General features: G+C 50.3%; 1 protein-coding gene. It reads right to left on the bottom strand.

Annotation, left to right across the window (positions count from 1 at the left end; translation table 11 throughout):
- On the bottom strand, positions 1-230 hold a 230-nt coding region (locus KHA85_RS20625; protein ID WP_213186732.1), incomplete at its 3' end, for a GrxA family glutaredoxin.
- Between the last annotated feature and the right edge of the window lie 134 nt (positions 231-364).

Genomic DNA, 364 nt, shown 5'->3' with positions numbered 1-364 from the left:
GCTTCGAAATCGGTGCAACCGCCGATGTGCTTCTCATCCAGGAAGATCTGCGGCACGGTTTCAACCGGTTTGCCGACGGTTTTTTCCAGATCGGCCTTGGTGATACCTTCCGCGTGGATGTCAACGTAACGGAAGTTGAAATCGTCGCGTTCTTCAGTCAGTTTTTCCGCCAGTTCTTTAGCGCGGACACAATAAGGACAGCCAGGACGCCCGAAGATTACTGCAAACATGCAACGCTCCTTAATTGGATTTTCAATAAATTGTTCGCTACTGCAACGACATCCCGTCACCGAAAAAGTCATTACCTGCGTCAGATGGCGCCTACTATGCCCGTTGAGCCGGCGAAAAAAAAGCAGGAATTACC

Origin of the sequence: Dietzia massiliensis, from assembly GCF_018390595.1 — a bacterium.
GTDB classification, from domain to species: Bacteria; Actinomycetota; Actinomycetes; order Mycobacteriales; family Mycobacteriaceae; genus Dietzia; species Dietzia massiliensis.
This window is presented reverse-complemented; position numbering and strand designations above follow the sequence as displayed.